The 20,925-nt window shown below is 61.3% G+C and carries 21 protein-coding genes and 1 pseudogene; 8 read left to right on the top strand and 14 right to left on the bottom strand.

What is annotated here, in order from left to right; translation table 11 throughout:
* Nucleotides 1-62: 62 nt before the first annotated feature.
* The 7 genes from B8991_RS18225 to B8991_RS18195 form a co-directional block, all read right to left on the bottom strand.
* On the bottom strand, nucleotides 63-947 hold the full coding sequence (locus B8991_RS18225; RefSeq protein ID WP_084354500.1) for a carbon-nitrogen hydrolase family protein: 885 nt from the start codon (nucleotides 945-947) through the stop codon (nucleotides 63-65).
* Between the two features lie 61 nt (nucleotides 948-1,008).
* Complete coding sequence (locus B8991_RS18220; protein WP_084354497.1) at nucleotides 1,009-1,461, bottom strand: arsenate-mycothiol transferase ArsC; 453 nt, start codon at nucleotides 1,459-1,461, stop codon at nucleotides 1,009-1,011.
* Nucleotides 1,462-1,467: 6 nt separating this feature from the next.
* Nucleotides 1,468-1,947, bottom strand: a complete 480-nt coding sequence (locus tag B8991_RS18215) for a UPF0262 family protein (protein ID WP_084354494.1) — start codon at nucleotides 1,945-1,947, stop codon at nucleotides 1,468-1,470.
* Between the two features lie 215 nt (nucleotides 1,948-2,162).
* Nucleotides 2,163-3,467 carry a histidinol dehydrogenase gene (gene hisD, locus B8991_RS18210; protein WP_084354491.1) on the bottom strand — a complete coding sequence of 435 codons (1,305 nt, stop codon included), beginning with the start codon at nucleotides 3,465-3,467 and terminating at the stop codon, nucleotides 2,163-2,165.
* 398 nt (nucleotides 3,468-3,865) lie between these two features.
* The gene (locus tag B8991_RS18205) at nucleotides 3,866-7,192 is read right to left on the bottom strand and encodes an error-prone DNA polymerase (protein WP_235866692.1); all 3,327 of its coding nucleotides are present in this window, start codon (nucleotides 7,190-7,192) and stop codon (nucleotides 3,866-3,868) included.
* Nucleotides 7,193-7,242: 50 nt separating this feature from the next.
* Nucleotides 7,243-8,697, bottom strand: coding sequence for a Y-family DNA polymerase (locus B8991_RS18200; protein ID WP_084354486.1), 1,455 nt, complete (start codon nucleotides 8,695-8,697; stop codon nucleotides 7,243-7,245).
* A complete protein-coding gene (locus B8991_RS18195) occupies nucleotides 8,612-9,190 on the bottom strand; it encodes an ImuA family protein (protein ID WP_084354563.1) in 579 nt (192 codons plus the stop codon). Before B8991_RS18195 ends, B8991_RS18200 begins: the two co-directional genes overlap by 86 nt.
* A 124-nt stretch (nucleotides 9,191-9,314) precedes the next feature.
* On the opposite strand from B8991_RS18195, the pseudogene B8991_RS18190 reads away from it, so the two are divergent.
* Nucleotides 9,315-9,548 (top strand): annotated as a pseudogene (locus B8991_RS18190) (IS3 family transposase); the annotation flags it as partial.
* A 451-nt stretch (nucleotides 9,549-9,999) separates the two neighbouring features.
* Nucleotides 10,000-10,392, top strand: a complete 393-nt coding sequence (locus B8991_RS18185) for a cytochrome b (protein ID WP_235866688.1) — start codon at nucleotides 10,000-10,002, stop codon at nucleotides 10,390-10,392.
* A gap of 101 nt (nucleotides 10,393-10,493) precedes the next feature.
* On the opposite strand, the gene B8991_RS18180 is transcribed toward B8991_RS18185, so the two are convergent.
* Nucleotides 10,494-11,435, bottom strand: coding sequence for an endonuclease/exonuclease/phosphatase family protein (locus B8991_RS18180; protein ID WP_179141539.1), 942 nt, complete (start codon nucleotides 11,433-11,435; stop codon nucleotides 10,494-10,496).
* A gap of 76 nt (nucleotides 11,436-11,511) precedes the next feature.
* On the opposite strand from B8991_RS18180, the gene B8991_RS18175 reads away from it, so the two are divergent.
* Nucleotides 11,512-12,012 (top strand): hypothetical protein, encoded by a 501-nt coding sequence (locus B8991_RS18175; RefSeq protein WP_143514663.1) that lies wholly within the window; start codon nucleotides 11,512-11,514, stop codon nucleotides 12,010-12,012.
* 277 nt (nucleotides 12,013-12,289) lie between these two features.
* On the opposite strand, the gene B8991_RS18170 is transcribed toward B8991_RS18175, so the two are convergent.
* The 5 genes from B8991_RS18170 to B8991_RS18150 form a co-directional block, all read right to left on the bottom strand.
* Nucleotides 12,290-14,062: a monovalent cation:proton antiporter-2 (CPA2) family protein gene (locus B8991_RS18170; RefSeq protein WP_084354480.1), complete on the bottom strand. Its 1,773-nt coding sequence runs from the start codon at nucleotides 14,060-14,062 to the stop codon at nucleotides 12,290-12,292.
* A gap of 92 nt (nucleotides 14,063-14,154) precedes the next feature.
* On the bottom strand, nucleotides 14,155-15,132 hold the full coding sequence (locus tag B8991_RS18165) for a pirin family protein (RefSeq protein WP_084354477.1): 978 nt from the start codon (nucleotides 15,130-15,132) through the stop codon (nucleotides 14,155-14,157).
* A gap of 36 nt (nucleotides 15,133-15,168) precedes the next feature.
* The gene (locus B8991_RS18160) at nucleotides 15,169-15,462 is read right to left on the bottom strand and encodes a GNAT family N-acetyltransferase (protein ID WP_084354475.1); all 294 of its coding nucleotides are present in this window, start codon (nucleotides 15,460-15,462) and stop codon (nucleotides 15,169-15,171) included.
* Nucleotides 15,452-16,174, bottom strand: a complete 723-nt coding sequence (locus B8991_RS18155; RefSeq protein WP_084354471.1) for an alpha/beta hydrolase — start codon at nucleotides 16,172-16,174, stop codon at nucleotides 15,452-15,454. The genes B8991_RS18160 and B8991_RS18155 overlap by 11 nt, the downstream gene beginning before the upstream one ends.
* Nucleotides 16,171-17,100 carry a ring-cleaving dioxygenase gene (locus tag B8991_RS18150; protein WP_084354468.1) on the bottom strand — a complete coding sequence of 310 codons (930 nt, stop codon included), beginning with the start codon at nucleotides 17,098-17,100 and terminating at the stop codon, nucleotides 16,171-16,173. The genes B8991_RS18155 and B8991_RS18150 overlap by 4 nt, the downstream gene beginning before the upstream one ends.
* Before the next feature lie 114 nt (nucleotides 17,101-17,214).
* Here B8991_RS18150 and B8991_RS18145 point away from each other — a divergent pair, with 114 nt between their 5' ends.
* Nucleotides 17,215-17,556, top strand: coding sequence for a winged helix-turn-helix transcriptional regulator (locus B8991_RS18145; RefSeq protein ID WP_084354464.1), 342 nt, complete (start codon nucleotides 17,215-17,217; stop codon nucleotides 17,554-17,556).
* Between the two features lie 22 nt (nucleotides 17,557-17,578).
* On the opposite strand, the gene B8991_RS18140 is transcribed toward B8991_RS18145, so the two are convergent.
* Nucleotides 17,579-18,487: a LysR family transcriptional regulator gene (locus B8991_RS18140; protein WP_084354461.1), complete on the bottom strand. Its 909-nt coding sequence runs from the start codon at nucleotides 18,485-18,487 to the stop codon at nucleotides 17,579-17,581.
* Nucleotides 18,488-18,602: 115 nt separating this feature from the next.
* On the opposite strand from B8991_RS18140, the gene B8991_RS18135 reads away from it, so the two are divergent.
* The 4 genes from B8991_RS18135 to B8991_RS22355 all read left to right on the top strand — a co-directional run bounded on the left by B8991_RS18135 (nucleotide 18,603) and on the right by B8991_RS22355 (nucleotide 20,702).
* Entirely contained in the window at nucleotides 18,603-19,034 is a 432-nt protein-coding gene (locus B8991_RS18135; RefSeq protein WP_084354458.1) for a DoxX family protein, read from the top strand.
* 135 nt (nucleotides 19,035-19,169) lie between these two features.
* Nucleotides 19,170-19,730, top strand: coding sequence for an NADPH-dependent FMN reductase (locus tag B8991_RS18130; protein ID WP_084354455.1), 561 nt, complete (start codon nucleotides 19,170-19,172; stop codon nucleotides 19,728-19,730).
* A 142-nt stretch (nucleotides 19,731-19,872) separates the two neighbouring features.
* Nucleotides 19,873-20,481, top strand: coding sequence for a glutathione S-transferase (locus B8991_RS18125; RefSeq protein ID WP_218673253.1), 609 nt, complete (start codon nucleotides 19,873-19,875; stop codon nucleotides 20,479-20,481).
* Nucleotides 20,482-20,585: 104 nt separating this feature from the next.
* Nucleotides 20,586-20,702 (top strand): hypothetical protein, encoded by a 117-nt coding sequence (locus tag B8991_RS22355; protein WP_412781083.1) that lies wholly within the window; start codon nucleotides 20,586-20,588, stop codon nucleotides 20,700-20,702.
* The last annotated feature ends 223 nt before the right edge of the window (nucleotides 20,703-20,925 follow it).

Below are 20,925 nucleotides of genomic sequence, written 5' to 3'. Positions count from 1 at the left end.
TCCGCCAGTATGCGAAGCGCGCTCTTAAATGGGCGTAAAACCCCAGATTTTCAAGGGCTATCTCAGCCCATTCGTTCAATTGTGATAGGGCCTGCCCTGCCCTCCTGTTCAGACCAGTGGGCGCGGTTCAGCACCACACCGTCGCGGCGGACATGCGCAATGGCCGCCGGGTCCACATCGGCATAGACCCAGCCCGCTTCGTCAAGCTGCCCTTCCGCCATCACGCCGGTTGCTGGGAACCCTGTATCAGGCGGACAGAAAATACCGCCTTTTCCAACACTTACATCCATCAGATCCGTCCAGGGTGCAGTACCAACAGTGGACGCAACGACCGTCACACATTGCGATTCCAGCGCCCGCGCCATCGCCCCGATACGCACCCTCGAGTGACCGGCAAGAGCTTCGGTGCAGGACGGAACCAGCATAAATTCGGCCTCGGCAAGCGCCCGGCCCAACAAAGGAAATTCGCTGTCATAGCAAATCAGAACGCCGATTCGTCCCAAAGACGTGTCGAACAGGCGCAAAGGCGCGCCGGGTACGATATCCGCGACCTCGCGTTCGTAACGGGTCATGATCTGTTTGTCTTGGATGCCCATTGCACCGTTCGGCGCAAAGAACCTCGCCCGGTTGACCGGACGGTGCCCAAGCGATGGGTCAAAAACCGGGGCAGAGCCTGCCAGAATGTGCAGCTTATAGCGGCGGGCCAGATCGGCATGCAGCGCATCTGCCTCAGGCACCAGATCAGACACGGCGCGAAACGACGCCTCCAGATCGCCCGCCACGGACGGCCCCGCCAAAGTTGCCAATTCCATCCCGGCATATTCGGGAAAGACCAGCAGATCAGCCCCGTTGGAAGAGGCCTCTGCCACCCAGCCCGACAGTTTGGCGGCGTAGCCATCCCAGCATTCCAGCACGTCGAGCGGATAAGAGGCTGTGGCGATCCTCATGGCATCACCAAAATATAGCGCGCCGCGCCCGTCGCCGGACAGGCAAAGACAGGGGCAAAACTCATCGCCGTGAAGCCCCCCATTTGCGCGTTAATTGGTCTATGATTTGATCGCGTGTCTGACGATAGGCGCTCAGCTTGGTGTCGCGGGTTTCACCCAGGCTGGTCGGGTCCATGACAGGCCAATATTCCACCGTCAGATGGTAAAATCGGGTCAGATCCAGGGCACGCCGCTGTGACGCCGGTGACAATGCCACGACGAGATCGAAGGATGACAGCGTGTCTCCCAACTGCTCCATCTCGTCAAAGCTGCGCGAGCGGTGGCGCGCAAGCTCTACCCCGATCTCGGCGCAGGTCGCGATAGCAAACCCGTCAATTTCCAGATCATTCACGACGCCAACCGACTGGACGTAGACATCATGTCCGTAAAAATGCTTCATTATGCCCTCGGCCATGGGCGAACGTACAGCATTGTGATCGCAGCAGAAAAGGACAGATTGAGGGAGTGCCGACATACGGCGTCAACCCCCGAAATGCAGGACGCAGATCAAAGTGAACAAGCGGCGGGCGGTGTCGGCATCAACCTCTGCCTTGCCGTCAAGACGTTCTTCCAGAATGCGTGCGCCTTCGTTGTGGATACCCCGGCGTGCCATATCAATGGTCTCAATCTGACTGGGCGGCAGGGATTTCACCGCGTCGAAATAGCTTTTGCATATCTGGAAGTAGTCCTTGACCACCTGCCTGAACGGCGACAGCGAAAGATGGAACTCTGCGGCCTTTTCGTGTTCTTCGGTCACGACATCGAATACAAGCCGCTTATCGCGGATCGAAAGCCCCACATGATAAGGACCGGATGGCACAAGCCGATCATCGCGCGCGGGTAAGACAAAGCTGTTGGCCTCAAGCAAATCAAACATCGCAACGCGCCGCTCCTGATCGATCTCAGGGGTTGGCGGCGGCAGATTGGCGTCGTCCAGTTCAATATGGCTGATGCGGGACATGGGCGCGGTTCCTCAGGTTATCCGCGCAATACTAGCTTGTGCTGCAATGCAGCACAATGCTGCCGTAGTTCGCCAAGAAAATGTGTCGTTATAAAGGGTGAAATCTACGGAAGTTGCATTCGGATGAACCTCTGGCAAGGCGAAACGGGCACTCTGCCAATAGAATCCGCAGGCAACGAGGAACGGGACCGCGTCAGCGGTTAACCTGCTTCGCGCTACTTCTCGTTCAGCTTGTTCAGCCTTGCCGTCACCGACAACCCATGTGCTTCAAGCGATTCCGACTGCGCCAGCCGTTCCGCCGCCGGTCCGATCACCCGCAGCGCCGCCGGTGTCATCTTTGCAATTGTCGTCCGCTTGATGAAATCCATCACCGACAGGCCCGAAGAAAACCGCGCAGAGCGCGCCGTCGGCAGCACATGGTTCGGACCACCGACATAATCGCCGATGGCCTCGGGTGTCCACTGCCCCAGGAAGATCGCGCCTGCATGGTTGGTTTTCTCGGCAAGCGCTTCGGGGTCCGCCACACATAGTTCAAGATGTTCCGGCGCGATTCGATCCGACAACGCCGCGGCCTCGTCCAGATCGCGCACCACAATCACGGCACCATAGTCACGCCAACTGGCACCAGCAATGTCTCGGCGTTCCAGCGTTTGCAGACGCGCCTCGACAGCCTGCGCCACGCGTTGACCGAAAGCCGCATCGTCAGTGATCAGCAGCGATTGCGCGCTTTCATCATGTTCGGCCTGGCTCATCAAATCAAGCGCGATCCAGTCCGGATCGTTCTCCGCATCGGCGATCACGAGGATCTCGGACGGACCCGCGATCATGTCGATGCCCACCTTGCCGAACACCCGCCGCTTTGCTGCCGCGACAAAGGCATTTCCGGGTCCGGTGATCTTGTCCACCGGCGCAATTGTCTGCGTCCCATATGCCAGCGCCGCAATCGCCTGAGCGCCGCCGATCCGGTAGATCTCATCCACACCGGCGATCCGCGCCGCGAGCAGCACCAGCGGATTGATCACCCCGTCCGGCGTCGGCACCGTGATTGCCAGCCGCTGCACCCCCGCCACCTTCGCGGGAATGGCATTCATCAAGACAGAGGACGGATAGCTTGCCAGCCCGCCCGGCACATACAGGCCCGCCGCCGACACGGGCGTCCAGCGCCACCCAAGCGTGGCACCATCCGGGTCCGTCCACTGCGCATCCTCGGGCATTTGCCGCACATGATACGCGCGGATCCTTTGGGCTGCGGTTTCCAGCGCCGCGCGATCCTCAGGCGAAACTTTTGCGCATTCCGCCTCGATCTCGGCAGGTGTGAAGGCCAAACCATCGGTTGCCAAATCCAACCGGTCGAATTTCGCCGTCAATTCCAGCACAGCCGCATCGCCGCGGGCCCGGACATCGGCAATGATTCCCGCGACAATGTCATCCACATCCGGGCTATCCTCGCGCTTGGCTGATAGAACTGCCGCAAACTGGGCCTCGAAATCCGGCTGGGTGGTGTCGAGAAAAACGGGCATGGGTGCTCCTACGCAATGTTGCGTGCAGACATAGACCCGAGCGCCTGCGGTCTCAAGCACTGCTACATGAGTCTTGGAGCGCATTCGTACGCTGCACGGTGCCGCAACTCTATGTCCGCGCGCGCGGACTGCGGGGCGTGGTGGAGAGGTCAGGCCAGCCCTGAGCAGCCAGTCACCTCACAATCATTCGTCGCCATGCAGTTTCACAACAGCTGACACTCGACGCCGGATGCGGCATTTTCGACATCCCCAGAACCGCAATGCGGGACCGGGTTTGCTTTCGCGGCCTTCGTTCCAATATCGGCCAACGGCCCAAAGCCGCCCATGTAGTACGATCAACATATCTGGGGATGGGATTCCGCACGGCGCAGGACTGATCGTATATTCGCCGCCGCCTCTCAATGAAAATCCCGGCTCGGGAACAGGCGTTTGGCCTGTTCCCGCGGGTGGCGGGCGGCGGGTTTCTGGCGTGTTCTGGGGGCGTCGTCGGCTTGTGGCTGGGTGACGCCCACCGCATCATCGCGCGGGTGGCCGAGATCGGAGAGCCTGTGGGAAAGGTCCTCGATATGATCGGCGATGAGATGCACGACGATACCTTCACGCTCCAGCCGTCCGGTGACACGCAACAGCCGGCCATCCATAACGATGCGTCGAAAGCGCTTATAGACCTTTGGCCAAACAACCACATTGGAGACGCCGGTTTCATCCTCCAGCGTCAGGAAAATCACGCCAGAGGCCGTGCCGGGGCGTTGACGTGTAATGACCAGACCGCAAACAGAGGTGCGTATCAGTGGCGCATCGGGCAAACGGTCATGTGGTGTCAGGCCGGGGATTGCCGGGCGCAACAATTCCATCGGATGGGCGCGCAGCGTGAGGCGCATTGAGATGTAATCCTCCACGACTTCTTCGCCCAGATGCATATTGGGCAGATGCATCACCGGCTCGCGAATGCCTTCCCCATCCAGCGGGCCGGAGAAGAGCGGCAGCGGCGCAGGCGCTCGGATCGCGCGGACCTGCCACAGCGCATCGCGCCGCATCAGCCCCATGCCGATGAACGCATCCGCTTCGGCCAGCCGCTCGAGCACGGATGGTGCGACACCGGCCCGTAGCCAGACGCTTTCGGGGTCCTGATAGCCGTTGCCTCGCGCGGCCCCGATCCAGCCCGCATCTTCCTCGCGAAAACCCTTGATCTGACGAAAGCCAAGGCGCAGCGCCAGTGCTCCATCGGCGCGACGCTCCAGGAGATTGTCCCAGTCCGAGTGATTGACGCAGACCGGCCGCACCTCCACGCCGTGATCCCGGACATCGCGCACGATCTGGGCTGGCGCGTAAAACCCCATCGGTTGGGAATTCAGCAGCGCGCAAGCAAACACTGCCGGATGATGGCATTTGAGCCAGGAGGAAACATAGGTCAGCATGGCAAAAGCGGCGGCGTGGCTTTCGGGAAAACCGTAATCGGCAAAGCCCTCAATCTGTGCGAAACAGGCCTCGGCCACGACTTGTGGGTAGCCGTTTTTCAACATGCCCTGCACAAAGCGGTCGCAATGCTCGCCAATGGTGCCCATACGCCGGAACGAGGCCAGAGAACGGCGGAGTTTATCGGCTTCTTCCGCCGTGTAGCCCGCCCCCACCACGGCGATTTGCATGGCTTGTTCCTGGAACAGCGGCACGCCGAGCGTCTTGTGCGTCACCTCTTCGAGCGCGGGGCCAAAGGGTTCGGGTGCTTCCAAACCCTGTCGCCTGCGGATATAGGGTTTGACCATGCCGCCTTGGATCGGGCCGGGGCGCACAATGGCCACCTCAATCACCAGATCGTAGAAGTTCGCGGGTTTCATCCGTGGCAGAAAGTTCATCTGCGCCCGGCTTTCGACCTGAAAGACGCCAACCGCATCGGCCCGTTGCAGCATTTCATAGGTGGCCGGGTCCTCCTGTGGCACGGTGTCGAGGGCCAGATGCCTGCCTTCGTGATCAGCCAGAAGGTCAAAGCTTTTGCGCAGGCAGGTGAGCATCCCGAGCGAGAGCACATCGATCTTCAGGATGCCAAGCGTATCAATGTCATCCTTGTCCCATTCGATCACCGTGCGGTCCTCCATCGCAGCATTCTCGATGGGGCACAGCTCATCAAGGCGCCCGCGTGTGATGACAAACCCGCCGACATGCTGACTCAGGTGACGCGGAAAGCCGATGACCTCACCAATGAGTCTAAGCGTCTGCGCCAGACGCAGGTTCGTCGGGTCGAGGCCAAGCTCTCTGACCCGATCCATATCGACACCCGCGTTGGTCATGCCCCAGATATCGCCCGACAGCCGCGCAGTCAGATCTTGAGACAGGCCCATAACCTTGCCAACCTCGCGGATCGCGGCGCGGGTGCGAAAATGGATCACCGTGGCGCATAGCCCGGCGCGGTGGCGGCCGTATTTCTCATAGATCCACTGGATCACCTCTTCGCGGCGTTCATGTTCGAAATCCACGTCGATGTCGGGCGGCTCATCGCGATGGCGGGAGATGAAGCGTTCGAACACCATGCCGATCATGTCGGGGCTGACATCGGTGATGCCCAGCAGATAGCAGAGGATGGAATTGGCCGCCGACCCACGCCCCTGACACAGGATTCCGCGGGCACGGGCTTGTCCGACGATGTCATGAACGGTGAGGAAATACGGGGCGTAGCGCAACTCGCCGATCAACGACAATTCCTTGTCCATCAACCGATGCACCCGCTCGGAGGCACCATCCGGATAGCGTCGTCTCACCCCTTCATGGGCAAGACGTTCGAGCCGGGCTTGCGGGGTTTCGCCTTCCGACATCTCATCGGGATACTCATAGCTTAAGTCGGACAGGTCAAATCCACAGCGCGCCGAGATTTCCAGCGTGCGTTTGAGCGCCGCCGGATGCCGACGATAGAGCCGCGCCATATCGGATGCGCTCTTGAGGCGGCGTTCGGCGTTGGGCAGAGCCTTGGTGCCGATCTGGTCAATGGTGATCCCTTCGCGCAGGCAGGTGAGCACATCCGCTAACTGTCGGCGTTTGCCATGATGCATAAGCGCATCCCCCACCGCCACCATCGGTGTCGAGCAGCGTAGCGCCGTGGCGGCACAGGCATCGAACCACGCCTGATCCGACCCGTCGTAACGCGGCGACGCACCCAGAAAGACCGCGCCTGGAAAACGTCGGGCGAGCCGCAGCAAAGACGCCTGTGCAAGACCAAGATCAGGCGGCGGCAAGGCGATAAGGACCATCCCTTGGCACCCCACCTCCAGATCGCGCAGATCGAGGTGGCATTCGGCCTTTTCCGCCCGCCGCTTTCCCAGAGTCAAAAGCCGTGACAGCCGGTGATAGGCCGCGCGGTCAGTGGGCAGGACCAGCCATTCCACGGGGCAATCGCGCAGCACGAGTCGGCTGCCGACGATCAGTTTCGGCAGATGCAGCGTTTGAGGGGTTTGTAAATCTTGCGGGTGCCCGACTTCTTGGCGCGAGCAGGAATCCACCTGATGGGATGAGCGCACGCGCAAGCTCTGGCTTGCCTTCTCGCGCAGGGACTTCAGCGCCGAATAGGCCCGCACCACACCTGCAAGCGTATTGCGATCGGTGATGGCGATGGCATTCAAACCCAGCTCAGCCGCACGCAGCACCAATTCCTCCGGGTGCGAAGCCCCGGTGAGAAAGGTGAAATTCGTCGTCACACAAAGTTCCGCATACCCCGCCCTGCCCCGTTGCCGGAGCATCGCCTCGAACTGGATGGCTTCGGCCTGGCGTTGATCGCGGGCAACCTCGATCATGTGAATTCCCCCTGCACGAACCAGCCGGGGGTTTGCGGGGTATAGAACAGCCAAAGCCGCCGCCCTTCGCGTGTATCCACCTTCCAATAATCGCGCACCCCACTGCGCCAATTGTCGTCGGGAAGCCACCATTCCGGTGCAATTCGTTCGGGACCGACCGCGCGACCCGTTGTCAGGCGCATCCGACGCCAGCGAAATTGTACGGGGGGTTGCGATCCACTGGCCGAGATCGGCTCCGGCGGGAACAGGCTTATAGGCCGCGAACGGAGCGCGCTCCAACCGCTCTCGGGCCTGCTGTAAGCCGCAGACGCAATAGAAAATGCGCGTTCGGGAATATGACTGTCAGCGGGCAAAAAACGCTGGATATTCTCCAGCCCGATCCGGGTGCCGATGCGCGTGATCAGATCGTTGAGCTGATCGGGCGAGTTCTGGCGACTGCCGGTTTGCTGCTCAGGAAGCGGTTCGACCTGCGTGGCTTCAACCCGGATTTGGTCAATGCCAAACCCTGCATCGACCTCGGCCACGCCCCGTTTGAACAGCGGCAAAATGCGGGTCGGATCACGCAGCGGCGCAGCAAGCCGCAGCTCGACCTTCTGGCACCCCTGATCGACCCGTCGCAGGGTAAGGCACAGACTGCGCGCGCCCATCTCCTGTGCTTTGAGCTTGTCGCAAAGCGGTGTGAGCAGTCGTGCGGCGATGCCCATCACGTCCTCGGTCAGACCAATGGGGTCAGGCAGGCTCATCCGTGTTGCGTAATGCGGCGGATCCTTTTCAGGGGCGGTTGGCTCGGACGCATTACCCGTTGCCTGATCCAGCCGCAGCATCAGTTCGGGGCCAAAACGACGAGCGAGCGGTGCGCGCGCAGCCGCGGTAAGATCGCCGATACGGCGAAGCCCCAGGCGTTGCAACGCGGTGACCATCCGATCTTCAAGTCGCAGCGCCGCAACGGGCAAATCTGTGAGCGTGCTATGCTCGTCACCGAAATGCGCACGGGCCCAAGCGGCACCACGAGTCTCGCCCAATCCCAGCCGCACCCCCAACCCGGAACGATCAGCGCGGGTCCGCATATCGGCCAGCATGGCGGCCTCACCGCCCCAAAGATGCGCAACGCCGGTGACATCGAGCACCAGCCCGTCCGTTCCCTCATAACCCACCCAAGGACAATAGCGCGTCGCCCAGCGGCGCAGGGTGGCAAGGAAGCGCATGTCGAGATCGGGACGGGCCGGTTGGCTCATCAAGTCGGGGCAAAAGGCGCGGGCATCGGCAAAGCTCATATCACGGATAAGACCCGACCGCTCCGCCGCTTGATTGAGGCAATAAACCCGTTCAGTGTTATTGGCCTTCAACGTCAGTACAAAAGGCCCGTCAACCGGACGCGCCCGTAAAATCCGGTCGCTCGCCAACCGGGGAAACCACATCGAGACGACTTGTTTGCTGATTCCACCGAACATGCCAGACACCAAGTGTTCCTGATTTGTTCTTAATAATTTCCCAACGCATCAAAGTCGAGTCCTCCCATTCTTGATCGAAGACCGGGGTAGCGCGCCAACGGGTTTCCGCAGCATTCGATCCCATACCGTCCGGGATGATGCATAAACCTGTCGTTCGCCCCGCCTTTGCCGCGAGTTGCAAGCGCCGCCCCTCACGCAGATCGAGCGGGCGGGTCACGTCGAGCACAACATTGGGCAGCGCACCGTCCTTGAGCGCCTCTTCGGCCACAGCAAGTGCATCCACCTGATCCTTGGGACGGGCCAGCAAAAGCTGCGCCGGATCGACAAGCGGCAACAACCCCTGTGGCGTCAGAGTCTCAGAAAGCCACGCTTCCCTGATCCACAGCACATGCCCCCGCACAGCCATCGAGGCAAAGGCGATGGCTCCGGCTCCGCAGACCTCATGGACGCGGGCACGGCGTAGAGGGAAGACGCTGTGGAACTCGACTCTCATGGTGAGAACGTAAGCGGAACAGGCGGAGGCATCAATGACCATGCTCATCTTGCGTAACGTCTTCGACCCTCTGCCGACTTGTTCACTGCCCGGCAGGGCATTGCGAAATAATGTCCCGAGAGGGGGTGTCGATCCAAAGCCGGCCCGGCGCGCATGCCCTCCGGATAATCCTGAGATCAGAGCAGAGATGAAGACCGTCGCGACCAAGCGCCGCCGGTTTGGCTATCAGCGGATCGGAGTGATGCCGGAGCGCAAGAGAATGATCATGAACCACGAGAAACTCTATCGACTTTACACAAAGGAAAAGCTGGACGTCATGAATCTACAACCCTGGCCGACAGAGAATTGGTCTCTGGATCATACAAAACACGATGGAAAATGGCGGAGGGAACGGGACTGGATTCGAACTTTTCGCGGTCACTTCCGCCGTTGCGATCCGGTCGGGTCATGACGGCTGCTTGATCGCGCCGATTGCCGAGGGCCTCTGCAAGATCCCGGGTCCGTGCCGCAGATCAGGGTACCATGGGAACCTCTTCGACAATTTGATCTGGCTCAACCGCACCCCTCGATCTCGTGGCAGAACCGGGCGGGCGCTATATCTATTCGACGGGTGGCAGTATCGTCCGGCCCCGACCCCCGACAAACACAAAAATACTCGACAACCCGACCACATGGAGTGCCGATGCCTGACCTTACAGACGCCCCCTGACCCCCTTGCAATGGGGCATGGTCGTCCTGTTCGCCGCGCAATTCCTTTCTGTCGGCGCTCGCATGACGTTTCCCCGCGGCGACACGATCTGCAAGGTATTGTGGAGCTATCACCATACGCTTGGCGTCACGCTTTGCCTGCTGTTCCTGCGACGCAGCGCTTGGAAGCTGGCGAATATGCATCGGTGCCCGCCCATGCGGGCCTCAACGGACGGCCCGCGACCGTGGGGCATGTGGCAATCTATGCCCTCATGGTGATCGTTCCGGCAGTGGGTCTTGATGCCGAGGCAGTTGACATCCGCGGGCTCATCTATCTCGGAATCGAGATATTTCCGCCCCGCGAAACGAGGACGGCCTTTATGCGGGCATCGGAAGAATGGCATGCGACGCTGGGCTGGATATTCGGTCTTCTCGTGCTCGGGGACATCGCAATGGCGGTCGGATGGCATCACCTGATCAAGCGCGACTGTTCTCTGGAACGCATGTCCGGTTAATTGCGCTGCCGAAATTGAAGTTTGCGGCAACTTATGTCGTTCAGTCGATGCTGAAGCATCTGCAAGGCGAATTGCTGTCCGCGATGTTGCTGAGCGCCAATTTATTCAGCTTCCTGTCTGGGCCTCTGTGGCAGCAAGAAGTCCACGACTACGGGATAGTGGTCCGTGGGCCATTCGCCATCGAAACGATGTCTGAGAACCACCGGAGGTCTGGCCAGGACCAAGTCCCCTGCCCAGGCGACATGGTCGATGGCGCCGAACAGGTTTATCCCACGATTGAAATGATAGGTTGCCCCCTCGACGGGCGCAAAGGTGAAACCCGCGTTCTCAAGGATCTTCACGCCCCGGTCGCCACGCCGCGCGTTCAGGTCGCCGACCACCATCACCGTCTCCTTGGCCACCAACCACGACGCGACACGCGCTGCCACCAGGTCGATCGAGCGCAGACGGTTGGACCTGCTGCCATAATCGGTGTGGACGTTGACGACCCTGAACTCCGTCTGCGACCTTCGCTCGCGGAACCGGGCCCAGGACGCGTATGCGGGGTACGAGCCGTTGAATGTGCGCGAATAGATGGTGTCCGGCGTGTCCGAGAAGAAGAACCACCCCTGCTCCAGCATCTCCAGTCGTTCGGTCTTGTAGAAGATCGGCTGGGTCGACGGAAACTCCACAGGATCGCCGATGGCGGCGGCTGCGAAGGCGGGGTTGCACTCCAGCAACCAGTCGAGTGCAAGATTGTCGCGGCTTACACCGCCGCGGGTGAAACTTTCCATCTCCTGAAATGCAACGACATCCGCATCCATCTCTTTGAACGCCAGATCGAGCGGACCGCGCCGCCGGTCCCAATCCCCGCGCGACCATGGCCCGGTTTCCTGGCCCATGACGATGTAATGCACATTGTAGGTCGCTATGCGCAGCCCCGCCAGAGGTGCATTCGGAAGAGCTTTGTCCCCGGAGTTGCGGTAGAGCTGGAAGGCGACAGCGACTATCGCGGCAAACAGCACGACCATCAGCCACTTCAATATGCCGCGCAGCATCTTCATGACGACAGATCGTTTGGCATGAGGTGGTCTGCTCCTGTCGAGTGGTCCGTTCCGAATGCTAATGCATGGTCGGCCTTTGGTCTATCCGGTGACGCAGAACCAGCCGGTGATCCTGCTCGCGGTACGGCCGAGCATCACGCTCAGGGGCATGATCCAGGCCTTTGACCGCGCTGATGCCTGGTTTGATCGTGAGCGCATTTTCCTTTTAACTATCATGTTGCTACAATCGTGGCGGAAACACTCGATGCCCTTGCTCAAGCCAATCCTCAACGTGATCGCGACCTTTGCGTTGATTGCTTCTGGCTCGTCCGCCAGCGCGCAGTCACGGCCCGAACCGATGATCGCCATCCCGGACACTGGCGCGGTCCTGGCGACGGCGGACAGCATTCCAAACCTCGACTCGTCCGTTCCGCGCGATCTGGCCGAACGGATGCAGCGCGGTGGACTTGTTTTTGTTCATCGTTACACAGGATCGGAGAGCGGAGGCCCCGATCAGCAGCCACCCGACGGGGCGATACCAATCGCTGATCACAGCAATCAACGGCAGCAGCCCAAATTTCTCCACCGCATGTCGTAGTTCGGTACGGCTGAAGTCGCCGGCGTCTGACAGCGAAGGCGGAATGAGTGCCATGACGCATATCGAAAGACGATAACGCGTTAGCCTGCGGGGACCAGATCGGGTGCATCCGCTCTCGAAGTGGGATCGTTGTCCTTGATGATTTCACCATCGAGAGCTTGCAAACCCTGAGATCTGGCAATCCCGCAATATTTGTGAGAATCCACCAAGACCACCCGTTTTTGCAAGAAACAGTATGACTTTGAGCCGAGTGGTCCTGCGGGCTTTGGGCCTCACTTTAATCTCGCCCCATCGGCTCGGGAGCAATGGCAGCCATGATGGCGTCCCGCTCGTCCTTGTCACGGGCCGCGAGGATCTGCTCGTCAAGCCGTGCGGCATCGCGCTTGCGCACGCGGGTAACGACTGCCTCGGCGGCACCATCTGCATAGCCCAAAGCGCGCAATGTCTGCCCGCCGAGGGCCAGGGCCGATAGAAGGGTTTCGCGCAGAATCGTATCTTTGGGCACGCCTTCTCCGGCGAGACGCACCGCGTGGATCCGGTCGTGCGCGCGGACAAGCAGAGCGGCGTTCGGGAACTTGCGGCGCACCGTCCTGACGATATCGAGCGTCGTGGCAGGCTCATCTGTGGCCACCACGATGGCGCTGGCTGTGGCGGCCCCGGCGGCGGTCAGGACCTCGGCCCGCGTACCATCACCGAAATGAACCCGCTCGTTGAACCGCTTTGCCTCGCGAATGCGGTCAGCGTCATGATCAAGCAGGGTCACGGCAATCCCTTCCGCGATCAGCGGCTGCGCCACCAGTTGTCCGACCCGGCCGAAGCCGACGATCAGCACCGATCCTTCGGCGTCGGTGAAATCCTCGTCGATCGTCTCGCGCTCGGGCTTTCCCATGACCATGCCGTAGGCGCGGTCGGATTGCGACGACAGCGCCATCGACAGCGTGACGATTGCCACGACGATCGAGGAAACGTCGCCGGGCAGGATCAGCGCGGAACTGGCGGCGGCGAACAGGACAAAGCCGAATTCCCCGTGTTGCCCCATGGCAAAGGCTATACGCAGCGCGGTGGGATGCGGCGTGCCAAATGCCCGGTTCACGCCATAGGCACCGATCCCCTTCAACGTCACCGTGATCGGCACAGCGAGCATGATGATCAACCAGTTGTCGGCCACGGCAGAAAGATCAAGCGAGAGGCCCACGGCCACGAAGAAAAGCCCCATAAACAAGCCCCGGAACGGTTCAATATCGGCTTCCACCTCGTGGCGATAGGAGGATTCGGCCAGCATTACCCCGGCGATGAAGGCTCCCATGGCGTAAGACAGGCCCGCCGAGGCCATGATCAGCGCGGCAAAGACCACAACGCCAAGCGCGGCGGCTGTCATCAGCTCTGGCGTGCGAGTGCGGGCGACGATGCGGAATATCGGATCCAGCGCGTAACGCCCGATCAGGATCAGCAGGGCGATGGCGCCGATGCCGATGACCGTAGCCTGAAGGTTGTCCAACAGCGTCGCTTCCTCGCCCGAAGGTGCCAACAGCGTGACCAGCAGGAGGAAGGGCACGATTGCCAGATCCTCGAACAACAGCACCGCGATAGCGGTCTGCCCGAAGGTGGAATTACGCTCGCCGCTCTCGTCAATGCCGCGCATGACCAGCGCGGTGGAGGACAGCGCCAGCCCCAGCCCGACGATCAGCGCCGCGCGCCAATCCAGTCCGACGACGAGGGCTGCCGTGGTCAGCAAGGCGGCACAGACCATGACCTGAGCCAGCCCCCGGCCGAAGATCGTACCGCGCATCTCCCAGAGCCGCGCGGGGCGGAACTCAAGGCCGATCACAAAGAGAAAGAGCACCACGCCGAACTCGGCGAAATGCAGCAGCTCTCCGGGATCGCGGGTGAAGGAGATCGACAGACCGATGCCCGCGACCACCCCCGCCACGAGATAGCCGATCACCGTGCCCAGACCCAGCCTGCGTGACAACGGCACGAAAATGCAGGCGAGAGCAATAAGCGCCAAAGCTTCGAGAAACGCCAGTTCCATGCCGACAAGACCGAACATTGCCCGACCCTCGTCAGGGTCGGCAGCGAATGCGGGAGAGCCCGCCGTTGCCGCGAGCAGGGCAACGGCAGCACACAGGATCGGCAAAGCCCTCACGGGTAATGTACCCCGCCCTCGGCGCGCATGACCTTGCGGTCATCCTCGGGCAGCGGGATGAAGTCTTCCTCATCGCCCGGCACGGTTTCGAACCGCCCGCGCCGCCATTCCTCCTTCGCCTGCTCGATACGCTCGGGCCGGGAGGACACGAAATTCCACCAGATATAACGCGGGCCGTCCATCGGCGCGCCGCCGAACAGCATGAACCGTGCGTGGTCCCCGGTGCCGTCAGACACCCCGGTGACGGTGATCTCGTCCCCCGGACGCAGGACAAGCAGTTGGCCGGGCTCGAAGGTAGATCCTGCGATCTCGATCTTGCCCCGGATGGTGTAAAGCGCCCGCTCTTCGGCATTTGGCCTGATCGGTGCTTTTGCGCCAGGTGCGAGCGTTACATCCGCATAGAGCGTGTCGGACGCCGTCTTGAGAGGCGAAGTGGCACCAAAGGCGGAGCCTGCGATCAGCCGCGCGGTCAGACCTTCGGCCTCGACCTGCGGCAGGTCTGCCTTGCCGTGGTGCATGAAAGCAGGGTCGGATTCTTCTTCGTTCTCGGGCAAGGCCATCCAGGTCTGCAACCCGAACAGGCGCTGGCCGCTGGTCAGCCGTTCAGGCGCGGTGCGTTCGGAATGCACGATCCCCTTGCCCGCCTTCATCCAGTTCACCGCCCCCGGCTCGATCGCGATGTCGGACCCTAGACTGTCACGGTGCAGGATTTGACCCTCGAACAGATAGGTCAGTGTGGCAAGGTTGATATGCGGATGCGGGCGCACGTCGATGCCCTGATCGGTCAGAAACTCCGCCGGGCCCATCTGATCGAAGAAGATGAACGGCCCCACCATCTGGCGCTTGTCGGAAGGCAGCGCGCGGCGCACCTCCATTTCGCCCAGATCGACTGCACGGGGCACGATCAGGGTTTCTACGGAATCGACGCTTTTGGCGTCTCCCGGAACGGGATCGGGGCAAGGGCTCCAGCTCATGATATCTCTCTTTCCTTGTTGTTCGGTTTTGCAGTCTCAGCCTTGCAGAACGTCCTGCCATTCGGGGTGCCGGGCAATCTGCGCCTTGGCGAAGGGGCAGAGCGGCACGATCTTGCGGCCCTCGGTGCGGGCATCCTCGACCCCGCGGCGCACCAGCGCCTGGCCGACGCCCCGGCCTCGCAGCGCATCCGGCACGCCGGTGTGGTCGATGATAATCGTGCTGGTTCCGGCCCGGGAATAGGTCATCTCGGCCTCATGGCCGTCCACTATGGTCGCGTAGCGACCTTTGCTCTCGGTCTCTTCGCGGGTGATCTCGAAATCAGCGCTCATCAGTGTCTTCCTTTTTGTTCAAATGTTTGCGCAGCCACGCCGCCTCGTCGGCGACAATGCCATGACCGGCACCGGGAATGATAATCGTGTCGACCTGCGCGCCCATGTCGCCCAGAACCTTGGCGCTTTCGCGCACCCGGACCAGCGGGATATGCGGATCCTGTTCGTGACAGCCCAGCAGCAGCGGCACATTGTCGAGCCGGCCTTCGTAGTCGAACCGCTTGGCTGGACGATTGTAAAGCTCTGCCAATGGTGGCCCGTCTGCGTCACTTGTGCCGACCAGACCGCCCGAAAGGGCCGCGACGACGCGGAACGGGCGGGCAAGGCGCGCCGCTGCCTCAATGGCGAGACAGGCCCCTTGTGAGAATCCCACAAGGGCGATCCGCTCCGGACCAAAGCCTTGCTCTGCGAGATCCTCCAACAGCGCAGCGATGACACTTAGCCCGCTGCCAAGGCCCGGTTCATTTGCGTCAAGCGGGGCGAGGAAAGAGTCGGGCCACCAGGAGCGGCCCGCCGCCGCCGGGGCGAGGGCCGCCAGATCCGGCAGGGCGAGGTGGTCGGCAAGACCGATCATATCTTCAGGCTCCCCGCCGCGACCATGCAGCATCACGACAGCCAGTCGCGCCCGGTGCAGCGGAGCCCCGGCCGTGACCAGCCGTTGCCCCGCATGCGGACCGGTGCCGCGGGTTTTTGCCTCCAGCGCGCCGCTCATGAGGGCACCCGGATTTCGGGCAGGACCTGCTCGATTCTTGCGCGATGCGCTTCGTATTTCTCGGGCAGTTTCAGCGCCTCGCCCAGACGGTCAGCGTCTTCGTCCACGGCAAAGCCCGGCGGATCGGTCGCGATCTCGAACAATACGCCGCCGGGGGTGCGGAAATAGATCGCGTCGAAGTACTGCCGATCGATTACCGGCGTGACCTGCATGCCCACGTCAGACAGCCGCTTGCGCCATTCCTGCTGTTCCTCACCGTCCCGCGCCCGAAAAGCCACATGGTGAATGGTGCCTGCCCCGGGCCGCCCGATAGAACGGCTATCCGAGGTCATCAGATCCACGGCCGATCCCCGCTCAGGGTCAGTGGAACGATAACGCACACGGGTCTCTGTGCCTCCCGTGCCGCCGGTTGCGGTGGCATCTTCGGCCTCACGCACATAGCCCATCGCCTCCAGCACTCTGGCGGTGGGTTCCACCTCGTCGAGCCAGAGCGTCACCGAATGAAATCCATCGTCGCGCGCGCCGCCTTCGATCAACTCCACCCGCAGACCGTCCGGGTCTTTCAGGGCAATCGCGCGTTCGCCGTAGCGTTCGAACGGACCCTCGAAATCCATGGCGGCCTCGGCGAGGTCGCCCATACGCTGCTCAAGGTCTGGAATGGCATAGGCAACGGCAGAGGCCATGCCCGCGCCAGCGCGGCCCGGGCCTGCGTCCACGAAAGGAAAGAAGGTCATGATCGACCCCGGTGCCGCATCGTTATCGCCGTAATAAAGGTGATAGGTGCCCGGATCGTCGAAGTTCACCGTGCGTTTGACCAGCCGCTGGTGCAGCGTCCCGATCCAGAAATCGAGGTTGTCCTGCGGCGGGCCGGAAATGGCGGTGACGTGGTGCAGGCCGGGGATGGCTTGGGATGTGGATCGGGACATGGTGCTTTCTCCTTTGGAACACCGCACCGGACTGAATACAGCCGAAACGGATATTGCGATCAACGGTTGAAAGCATATGTAGGTCCCAAGTTACCAAGCGAAAGTCGTTACCAAATGGAAACCACCCCTGAAACCGACCTGAGAGAAGATGCCAGCGTTGAAATGGGCCTGCCCTGTGCAGCCGATACGCTGCTGCGCAAACTTTGGGGCCAGTGGAAAACCCATGTGATCTATGTGCTGGGCGAACGGCAAGCCTGCCGCTTTGGCGTGTTGCGCCGGACGATCACGGGTATTTCGCCCAAGGTCCTGACACAACGCCTGCGCGAGCTGGAGGCGGATGGTCTGGTCTGGCGCGAACAGGAAAACACGATCCCGCCCAAGGTGACCTACGGGCTGACCAAGACGGGCCTCGCAGTGCATGCGGTCCTGAAAGATATCGAGAAGATCGAGGTTTGAGTGCGAGCGCGCACAGGGCCGCTTACCCACGCTCCCACGGGAAATCGCTGGCGGTCCTCACCAGATGATCGACAAACAGCCGCAGGCGGGCGGGCTGATAGCGGTTCGGCCGGAACAGCACATGAATATCCCGTTCCGGCCAGGTCAGATGATCTTGCAGAAGGTGTTGCAGGCGGCCTGCCCGAAGATGTTCGGCGACATAGAAGACCGGCAGGATGGCGATGCCGACACCTTCAACCGCCGCGCGGCACAGCATGTCACCGGAATCGGACCGCAGCGAGCCGCCAAGCGACACCCGCCCCACTTGCCCCGCCGCATCCTTGTAGCGCCATTCATGCGAGGCGCTATTGCCAGAGTACGCCAGCACATCATGCCCGGCCAGATCCTCGGGTGCCTCGGGCAGGCCACAGCGTTCGATATAATCGGAACTGGCGCAAAGCATGAAGGGGCATGACGCCAACCGCCGCGTCATCAGCGAGGAATCGGCGAGCGATCCGATCCGCACCACCACGTCATAGCCATCGTTCACGGGGTCGATGAACCGGTCGTTCAAGCTGACATCAAGCGCCACATGCGGGTGGGTCCGCGCGAACCGTGCAGCACATCCGGTCAGGTATTTGACCCCGAGGCTTTGCGGAAAGCTCACCCGCAGGGGGCCGCGGGGATGCGATTTCAACGCGTGGATTTCCTCCTCGGCCTCCTGCAAATCGATTAGCGCCCGTTTTGCCCTTTCAAAATAGATCGCGCCCTCTTCGGTCGCGGCAACATGGCGGGTGGTGCGGTTGAGCAGCTTGACCTTCAGGTCCTGCTCGAGGTTCTGGATCTGCTTGGAGACCGCGGAACTGGTCATCCCGAGCCGTCGCGCCGCCCCGGCAAAGCTCTGTTCCTTCACCACTGCAACGAAGATGCCGATACGCGTTATCTGATCCATGCGACTATCAACTTAATGGAATGAGTGAGATGCCATATATCTATATTATCAACTCAGGCGCAATGACCGATATAGGGGGCAGAGAAACAAGAGACCCATCCACAGGAGACACACAATGACCTTCGAATCCAGCACCAACGTCGGCGCAACCTTCACCCGACTTTCGCTTGGTGCCGTCCTTCTGGCGCACGGCCTGCTCAAGCTGTTCGTTTTCACCCTTCCCGGCACCGTCGCCTTTTTCGGCAGCCTCGGGCTCCCCGCGATCGCCGCCTACCTGACCATCTTCGCCGAGGTCGTCGGCGGCGTGGCGATCATCGCCGGGCTCTACACCCGACTCGCCGCGATCCTGTCGCTGCCGGTTCTGCTCGGCTCGCTCTGGGCGCATGCCGGCAATGGCTGGCTGTTCAGTGGTGAGGGTGGCGGCTGGGAATTCCCGGCGTTGCTGGTCGCTCTGGCCGTCGCGGTGGCCATCCAGGGCGGCGGGGCTTTCGCCCTGCGTCGGCTGCCCGTCATCGACGCCTACGTCCCGCAAGCGTTGAAGGCCTGATTGGTCGCGTTACCTCACCCCAAAGAGATGCCATGACACGGCACATCTTCTTCGAAGGCCTGTCCCGCCCTCGGCAGGACAGGCGACAAACGCAATCCGGTCCAATGGCCGTCCGACAAGTGAAGTGGAACCAAAATGACCCGTATTCTGGGAATTTCCGGCAGCCTGCGACGCGCCTCCTTCAACACGGCGCTGTTGCGCACGGCGCAGGGCCTGATGCCCGATGGCAGCACCTTGACCCAAGGCAGCATCGCAGACATCCCGCTTTACAATGCCGATGACGAACTGGCCCACGGTGTACCCGAAGCGGTCGAAACGCTGAAAGCGCAGATCGAGGAGGCCGACGGTCTGCTGCTGTTTTCACCGGAATACAACAATTCGATTCCAGGCGTCTTCAAAAACGCGATCGACTGGACCAGCCGCCCGGCGGGCGACATCTCGCGGGTTTACGGTGCCAAACCGGTTGCGGTTCTGGGCGCGTCGCCCGGAGGGTTTGGAACGATTTTGTCCCAAGACAGTTGGCTTTCCGTGCTGCGGACGCTCGGGACACGCCCTTGGTGGTCAGGGCGTTTGATGCTGGCCCGGGCCGGCAATGTTTTCGACGAAGAGGGTCGGATGACGGACGAGGTGATGCGCAAACGGCTGGAGAAATTTCTTACCGGCTTCGTGGCGTTCGCCGCGACGCCGACAGATTGACATAAAGCCCCGTGACGATCCCGTAGGAGGTTTCAGGATCTGCGCCAGCCTCCGGTGCCCACCGGCAAAACCGCCTCCTGATCGACCCGGAACAGCTTACATAATAACTGGAAGGAAATTCATTATGCCAACCCTCTATACAATGCCCGGAACCTGTTCGCTGTCGCCCAATATCGCCGTGGCCTGGCTCGACGCTCCTGTCGACGTGCATACGATGGCCTACGGCGATCACAAGAAGGATGCCTACCTGGCGATCAACTCAAAGGGCAAGGTGCCGGCGGTGCGGTTCGAGGATGGTGACGTGCTGACCGAGGCGGCAGCGATCCTTGCCTGGCTGGGGGCGAAACATGGCAGCGAAGGCTATGGCCGCGATACGGCGCTGGGCCGCAAGGAAGCCGAGGCGCTGTCTTACATGACCTCCGAGGTGCACGCAGCCTATGGCGGCCATTTCGGCCCGCAGAACTTTGCCGAGACGGATGCGGCCATCGAAGAGGTCAAGCGCAAGACCTATGAAAAGCTCGATGGCCACTACAAGCGCATGAACGACATTCTGAGCGAGAACGGCGGCGACTGGTATCTGGGAAAGCGCAGCTTTGCCGATTCCTTCCTTTACGTCCTGACCCGCTGGATCGACCAGACGCCGCTGTCCTATGATGATTATCCGGCGCTGAAACAGCATATGTCGCGGATGGAAGCGGACCCAGGTGTGCAGATTGCCCTGAGACGTCAGAACATGGAGCCGATCGGATGAGTGCCGCTCCGGCAAAACAAGGGTTGGCCGGCGCTCGGCTATGGCAATTGGTCCGAGACCTGCACCGCGCTCATTTCTGAACCCAGATCATCGGGAAATATCGGTTGGCCCATACGCCCTGCATCAACCGTTCTTGGCATGCGATGCTTTGCCTGACGCCCCGTGGCATGAAGCGGGAAGCTGCATCAGCCGGAGCCTCGATGTGGTCGATCATCGCCTAGTTGCCGAAGCGGACGGCGGCGCAAGCGAGGGACTTTTCCTTACCACTGAGTACCAACTGCCCGCGTGGATAGGCGCGAGTACTTTCGACATACACGCGCTAGATCCGCTTGGCAGCATCGCGAACTCGGTATGCGCCGTCTCGGCCCCATTGGTGTTTCGCTTGCGGTGGGGTGCTCGGCTCATTCTGCTGACGTTTTTGCCTTCGTGAACGCTCAGAATGAG

The organism is Primorskyibacter flagellatus (genome assembly GCF_900176485.1).
Lineage (GTDB): Bacteria > Pseudomonadota > Alphaproteobacteria > Rhodobacterales > Rhodobacteraceae > Primorskyibacter > Primorskyibacter flagellatus.
This window is presented reverse-complemented; position numbering and strand designations above follow the sequence as displayed.